Raw genomic sequence first — 6,927 nt, forward strand, 5'->3', positions numbered from 1 at the left:
TGGCTTGTCATTGCGCGGAAAGCGCGATAACGGGCGCGCCCGCATCGCGCGATGGCGTGCCCACCAGGCGCTGCAGCACGCGCAACGCAAGACCCGCAGGACCCGTGTGCCACCAGCGCCGCCCGGCGCTGCGGCGCGACTCGCCCATCGCCTGGGTCAGGCGGTCGAGCGAAATCGCCAGCAGCACGATGCCCAGCCCGCCCACGGTCGCCAAGCCCATGTCGAGCCGGCCGATACCGCGCAGCACCATCTGGCCGAGGCCGCCCACCGCGATCATCGAGGCGATCACAACCATCGAAAGTGAAAGCATCAGCGCCTGGTTGATGCCGGCCATGATCGACGGCATGGCCAGCGGCAGTTGCACCTTCACCAGCATCTGCCAGGGTGAGGCGCCGTAGGCGCGCGCGGCCTCGATCAGGTCGGGCCGAACCTGGCGCAGGCCCAGGCTGGTCAGGCGCACCAACGGTGCCAGCGCGAAGATGATCGTCACGATCACGCCAGGCACGTTGCCGATGCCGAACAGCATCACGACCGGCACGAGGTACACGAAGGCCGGCGTGGTCTGCATCGCGTCGAGCACGGGCCGCATGATCCGCTGGGCGCGGTCGCTGCTGGCCAGCAGCACGCCGAGCGGCAGGCCGATGATCATGCAGAAGACCAGCGAGGTCAGTACCAGTGACAGCGTAACCATCGCCTCGGGCCAGATGCCCAGCATCGCCACGAGCAGCAGTGCCGCCGCGGTGCCGATGGCGATCGCGCGGCCCGCAAACTGCCAGGCAAGGAGGCCGATCAGCGCAATCATCGCGAGCGTCGGCAAACCGGTCAGCAGGCTCTGCACCCAGTTGAGCGTGCTGTCGATCGGCAGGCGCACGGTCTGGAAGAACGGGCGGAAATGCTCGACCACCCAGCCCAGGCCCTGGTTGATCCAGGATTCGAGGGGCAGCGAGCCGTCCCATAGGCGATGCAGCTGCAGGCCGCTGGCCGTCGCGTCCGCCGAGCCGGCCAGGGAGTGGGCCGCGTCGGCCGGCACGTCGAGCCATGCGCTGGCGGCCGAAGTGTCGGGCGCGGCCGAGAGCGCTTCCCACGGATCGACGAAGGCGGCGGCGGGTGCGGGTGTGCTCAGGTCGGAAGGAAGTGTGTTGTCGTTCATGGTTCAAGGGCCTTCGTGAATTCAGTGCGGCTCGGCGGCAAGTGCGGGTGCGGCGTTGGGCACGACGGGCTCGATCGGCGGCGTGTCGCGGTCGAGAAACTTGAGTAGCGTCGTCTTGCTGATCGCACCGCAGAAGCGGCCGTCGTTTGCCACCACCGGCAGCGCGCAGGGCGCCTGCGCGAGCTGGCCGATCAGGCCTGCCACCGGCGCTTCGGCATCGATGCGCGGCAGGTCGTCGATGAATGCGTGCTGCAGCCCCAGCGAGCCGGAATGCCCGTCGAGCGCGCCGCGCAGTGTGTCCGCCGACACCACGCCGAGGTAGCGCTTGTTCGGGTTCACCACGTAGGCGAATTCGCGGTCCTGGTCTTCGAGCAGCTTGAGTGCCGCGCGCGCACCGCGTTCCGGGTGCTCGCACACCACGGTGAGCGACTTGCGTGCGATGTCCGCCGCCTTGAACACGGCCGCCGCGTCGACGCCGCGTACGAAGCTGCGCACGTAGTCGTCCGCGGGGCTGCGCAATATCTCATCGGGCGTACCGACCTGGATCACGTGGCCGTCCTTCATGATCGCAATGCGGTCGCCGATGCGCATGGCTTCGTCCAGGTCGTGCGAGATGAAGACGATGGTGCGCCGCTGCTCCTGCTGCAGGCGCAGCAGCTCCGACTGCATCTCGGTGCGGATGATCGGGTCGAGCGCGGAGAAGGCCTCGTCCATCAGCAGGATCGAAGGGTCTGACGCCAGCGCCCGCGCCAGGCCCACGCGCTGCTGCATGCCGCCGGAGAGCTCGTCGGGGTAGCTGTCGCCCCAGCCCGCAAGGCCCACCTGCGCGAGCGCCTTGTCGGCTTGCGCAAGGCGCTCCTTCTTGTTCGTGCCCGAGAGTTCCAGGCCGAACGCCGTGTTCTCGCGCACCGTCATGTGCGGCATCAGCGCAAACGACTGGAACACCATGCTGATGTCCTTGCGGCGCAGCGCGCGCAGCTGGGTGTCGGAGTGCTCGTTGATGTCGGCGCCGTCGATCACGATGCGGCCGGCCGTCGGCTCGATCAGCCGGTTCAAGAGGCGCACCAGCGTCGACTTGCCAGAGCCCGACAGGCCCATGATCACGAAGATCTCGCCGGCCTGGATCTCGAAGGTGGCGTCGAACACGCCGATCGACTGGCCCGTCTGCGCGAGGATTTCCTTCTTCGAAAAACCTTGGCGGACCAGTTCGAGTGCTTGCTCGGGCGAATCGCCGAACACCTTGAAGACATGGTCGATGAGAATTCCTTTGGCCATACGCCGGGGGCTCCTTGTGCAATGGTTGGACACAGCGCCGCCCCGAGGAGCGGCAAGGCCGCGCCATCAGCCGAGGGCAGGCTGAACGCAAAGCGCGAGAAGACGCGTGCAATGGCCCGGCGAACCTCTAGGGCTGCCGGCAGGCACTGAAGACGACGTGGCGACGAAACCAGTGCCCGCCGAACGGTGGCGTGGCAGTGGGGCCGGAAACGATCCGGCCAGTTTTGCCGGGCAGGGCCCGGCGGTGAGCACCCTGCACCGCGACGGGATTCGGAGATCCGCGAGTAGTGCAGGGCCGATCAACATGACTTGTTGGTCGTCTGGAGCCCTCGATCATAACTTTTTGACATGACGCGAGTCAACCCGCTGGGCGTAACGTGATGTGGCGGCGGGCCAAATGGCCCCGTCAGATGCGAGCTATTCTTATTGGCCGATACTGGGCCCCGCGCCCGATCAAGGCGCGCGACCATCCATGACTGCGGAGCTTTTTCTCATGACGACTTCCCCCAAGACCCGTTCCGAGCGCGATACCTTCGGTCCGATCGACGTGCCGGCCGACAAGCTGTGGGGCGCGCAAACGCAGCGCTCGCTGCAGAACTTCGACATTTCCGGCGAGCAGCAGCCGCGCGAGATCATCAAGGCGCTGGCGCAGGTCAAGCGAGCATCGGCGGTGGTCAATCACGCGCTGGGCCTGCAGGACGAAAAGAAGACCAAGGCCATCGTGGCCGCGGCCGACGAAGTCATCGCCGGCAAGCACCCGGGCGAGTTTCCGCTGGTGGTGTGGCAAACAGGCTCGGGCACCCAGACCAACATGAACGTGAACGAGGTGCTGGCCAACCGCGCCAGCGAACTGCTCGGCGGCGAGCGGGGGGAAGGGCGCCTGGTGCACCCCAACGACGACGTGAACCGCAGCCAGTCGAGCAACGACGTGTTCCCCACCGCCATGCACGTGGCGGCCGTGGAGGCCATCACGCACAAGCTGCTGCCAGCCATTGCCAGGCTGCGGAGCACGCTCGAGAAAAAGTCGAAGGACTTTGCCGACATCGTGAAGATCGGCCGCACCCATCTGCAAGACGCCACGCCGCTCACGCTCGGCCAGGAGTTTTCAGGCTATGTGGCGCAACTGGCCCATGGCGAGGCGCACGTGCGCGCCGCGCTGCCGCACCTGTGCGAACTGGCGCTGGGCGGCACCGCCGTGGGCACCGGGCTGAATGCGCCCAAAGGCTATGCGGAGCAGGTGGCTGCCGAGCTGGCAAAGCTCACGGGCCTGCCTTTCGTGACGGCGCCGAACAAGTTCGAAGCCATGGCCAGCGTCGATGCGCTGGTGCATGCGCACGGCGCGCTCAAGACATTGGCGGCGAGCATGACCAAGATTGCCAACGACGTGCGCTGGCTCGCGAGCGGACCGCGCAGCGGCATCGGCGAACTCAGCATTCCTGAGAACGAGCCCGGTTCTTCGATCATGCCGGGCAAGGTCAACCCTACGCAAAGCGAAGCCGTGACGATGCTCGCCGCACAGGTGTTCGGCAACGACGTGGCCATCAACATCGGCGGTGCCTCGGGCAACTTCGAACTCAATGTGTTCCGGCCGATGGTGGCGCACAACTTTTTGCAGAGCGTTCGTCTTTTGGCCGATGGCATGGTGAGCTTCAACGACCACTGCGCCGTAGGCATCGAGCCCAACCGCGAGCGCATCACCGAGCTGGTGCAGCGCTCGCTCATGCTGGTGACGGCGCTCAACACGCACATCGGCTACGACAAGTCGGCCTACATCGCCAAGAAGGCGCACAAGGAAGGCACGAGCCTGCGCGAAGCGGCAGTTGCTTCGGGGCACCTCACGGCCGAGCAGTTCGACCAGTGGGTTGTGCCTGAAAACATGACTGGCCGGTAGTCGTTCGATCAGTATCCGATCGTGTAGCGCTGGCGCGAGTGGGCGGGCTTTTCAAGCTCGTCGATGAACGCGATCGCGTAGTCTTCGAAAGTGATCCAGCTGCGGCCTTCGGCGCTCACCAGCAGGTCGTCCTTGCCGAGGCGGAACTTGCCGGTGCGCTCGCCTTCGACGAATTCGGCGGAGGGCGAAAGAAAGGTCCAGTCGAGTTCCTTCTCGTTGCGCAGCGCGTCCAGGAACACACCGCCGGCCGTTGCTTCGGCCCTGTAGGCGTCGGGGAAGTTCGGTGTGTCGATCACCTTGAGGCCAGGTGCTGTGAACAGGCTGCCGGCGCCGCCGACCACCAGCAGGCGCTTAACGCCGGCGCGCTTGACCGGCTCGATGATGGCAGCTGGCGGAACGGTGGAGAAATGAGCGGCGCTGAACACTGCGTCGTGGCCGGCCACGACCTTTTCGAGTGCTGCACCGTCCAGCGCGTCGACGTCGACGGCCTTCACATTCGCCCGGCCCGACAGCTTGTCGCTGGCCTTGCGTGCAATGGCCGTCACGGTGTGGCCGCGGCGGAGGGCCTCTTCGAGAAGGCGGCCGCCGGCGCGTCCTGTGGCGCCGATGATGGCAATGTGGCTCATGGGATGCTCCTGAAAAGTTGATTGGATGAAGCGCATCTTAGGTTTCTGGTTTCGAAAGAAATACCTCGCATTTCGCGTTTCTTTATTCCTAAAATCGTTCGAATGGATCGTTTGAACGCAATGCGGGTCTTCGTGACCGTGGTGGATTCGGGCAGCCTTTCGGCTGCGGCCGACAAGCTCGACCTTTCGCGGCCGGTGGTCACGCGTTACGTGGCCGAACTCGAGCAATGGACCGGGGCGCGTCTTTTGCACCGCACCACGCGCCGGCTGAGCCTTACCGCGGCGGGCGCAGAACTGCTGCCGCGCTGCCGCCAAGTGCTCGAACTGGCGGGCGACATGCAGGCCGCAGTGCGGCATCCGGCCGAGGCGCCGCGCGGTCAGCTTCGCATCACGACCAGCACATCGTTCGCGCAGGCGCAGTTGGCCGACGCCGTGGCCGACTATGTGCGGCTCTATCCCGGCGTGGCAGTCGATCTCGTGCTGCTCGACCGGGCAGTGAACCTGGTGGACGAACGCATCGATCTCGCGATTCGCGTGGCGGTGGAAATCGACCCCAATCTCATCGCGCGCAGGCTCACCGATTGCCGTTCGGTGGTGTGCGCCTCGCCGGGGTATCTGAAGGAGCACGGCAAGCCGCTGCGCGTGGAAGAACTCGCCCAGCGCAACTGCCTCACGCACTCTTATTTCGGCCGCAGCCTCTGGAACTTCACGCGCAAGAACGACGGCACGCCTGTCTCGGTGGCCGTGGGCGGCAATGTATCGACCAACGATGCTGCAAGCCTGATGCAGCTTGCACGGGCGGGAGCCGGCATCACCATGCTGCCGACCTACCTGACGTCGTGTCTTTTGAAGTCCGGCGAGCTGGTGCGGTTGTTTCCGGAATTCGAGCCGCAGGTGGTGGGGATGTATGCGGTGTATGCCTCTCGCAAGCACATGCCGGCCACGCTGCGCACGATGCTCGACTTTCTGGCCGCGCGTTTCACCGAGGTGCCGGCCTGGGATTTGCCGAGCGCCGGCTGAACCCCGGAGGCGGATCGGATCGTGTCAGTGCCCGTTGCCGCGCGGCGCGTTCGACGACATGAGCTTGTCGGTGTAGGCAATGGCCATCGCCGAGAACAGGAACGCGATATGAATCACGGTCTGCGCAATCAGCACGCGATCGGTGTAGTTGTCGGCATTGATGAAGGTCTTCAGCAGGTGGATCGAGCTGATGCCGATGATGGCCGTGGCCAGCTTGACCTTGAGCACCGAGGCGTTCACGTGGCTGAGCCACTCGGGCTGGTCGCGGTGGCCTTCCAGGTCCATGCGGCTCACGAAGGTTTCGTAGCCGCCGACGATCACCATGATGAGCAGGTTGGAGATCATCACCACGTCGATCAGCGCCAGCACCACCAGCATGATCACTGTTTCGTTGAGCGTGCCCACCGGCGCGGTGGTCTTGTAGCCGATGCTGGTGATCAGCGCCTGCAGTGCGTCCTTGTTGCCGAAAGCGGCTTCGACAAGGTGCAGCAGTTCGACGAGGAAGTGCACCACGTACACCGCTTGCGCCACGATCAGGCCCAGGTACAGCGGCAGCTGGAGCCAGCGGCTGGCAAAAATCAGCTTGGGCAGCGGCCGAAGCGGCGAGCCGCGGGCTGGTACGGGCGGGTTCCGGGTATCGAAGGGGTCGGGAGCGGACATCGGGAGGAAGGTTGGAAACGACCGGCGATTCTAGGGGTGCCCTCGTGTCGGGCCCGTGATAACCCTGCGAACTAATATCGGACCGTCAGTGACCCGTAAGTGGCCCCGCCGACATTACGGCCGCACCTACCCAGGAGACAAGAGAATGAGCAGCAGCGCATCGAAGAACATTGAATCCGTTCTGGTCGAGAACCGCGTGTTCCCGCCCGACCCCCGCGCCACCCAAGGTGCCCGCATAGCCGGCATGGCCGCCTACGAGGCGCTGTGCAAGGAAGCCGAGCAGGACTTCGAAGGCTTCTGGAGCC

6 protein-coding genes are annotated in these 6,927 nt (G+C 65.4%); 2 read left to right on the forward strand and 4 right to left on the reverse strand.

The window, feature by feature from the left end; genetic code table 11:
- Positions 1-7: 7 nt before the first annotated feature.
- Positions 8-1,150 (reverse strand): glycine betaine/L-proline ABC transporter permease ProW, encoded by a 1,143-nt coding sequence (proW, locus tag J2X67_RS09560; protein ID WP_309952486.1) that lies wholly within the window; start codon positions 1,148-1,150, stop codon positions 8-10.
- Positions 1,151-1,171: 21 nt separating this feature from the next.
- Entirely contained in the window at positions 1,172-2,425 is a 1,254-nt protein-coding gene (proV, locus tag J2X67_RS09565) for a glycine betaine/L-proline ABC transporter ATP-binding protein ProV (RefSeq protein ID WP_309952489.1), read from the reverse strand.
- 493 nt (positions 2,426-2,918) lie between these two features.
- Between proV and fumC the strand changes: the two genes are divergently transcribed.
- Complete coding sequence (fumC, locus tag J2X67_RS09570; RefSeq protein ID WP_309952491.1) at positions 2,919-4,316, forward strand: class II fumarate hydratase; 1,398 nt, start codon at positions 2,919-2,921, stop codon at positions 4,314-4,316.
- Between the two features lie 8 nt (positions 4,317-4,324).
- On the opposite strand, the gene J2X67_RS09575 is transcribed toward fumC, so the two are convergent.
- Positions 4,325-4,942: an NAD(P)-dependent oxidoreductase gene (locus tag J2X67_RS09575; protein WP_309952494.1), complete on the reverse strand. Its 618-nt coding sequence runs from the start codon at positions 4,940-4,942 to the stop codon at positions 4,325-4,327.
- A gap of 102 nt (positions 4,943-5,044) precedes the next feature.
- Between J2X67_RS09575 and J2X67_RS09580 the strand changes: the two genes are divergently transcribed.
- The gene (locus J2X67_RS09580; RefSeq protein ID WP_309952496.1) at positions 5,045-5,962 is read left to right on the forward strand and encodes a LysR family transcriptional regulator; all 918 of its coding nucleotides are present in this window, start codon (positions 5,045-5,047) and stop codon (positions 5,960-5,962) included.
- A gap of 24 nt (positions 5,963-5,986) precedes the next feature.
- Here J2X67_RS09580 and J2X67_RS09585 read toward each other — a convergent pair whose 3' ends face one another.
- Positions 5,987-6,622 carry a YqhA family protein gene (locus J2X67_RS09585; protein ID WP_309952498.1) on the reverse strand — a complete coding sequence of 212 codons (636 nt, stop codon included), beginning with the start codon at positions 6,620-6,622 and terminating at the stop codon, positions 5,987-5,989.
- Between the last annotated feature and the right edge of the window lie 305 nt (positions 6,623-6,927).

The organism is Variovorax sp. 3319 (genome assembly GCF_031456585.1).
Taxonomy (GTDB): Bacteria; Pseudomonadota; Gammaproteobacteria; order Burkholderiales; family Burkholderiaceae_C; genus Variovorax; species Variovorax paradoxus_P.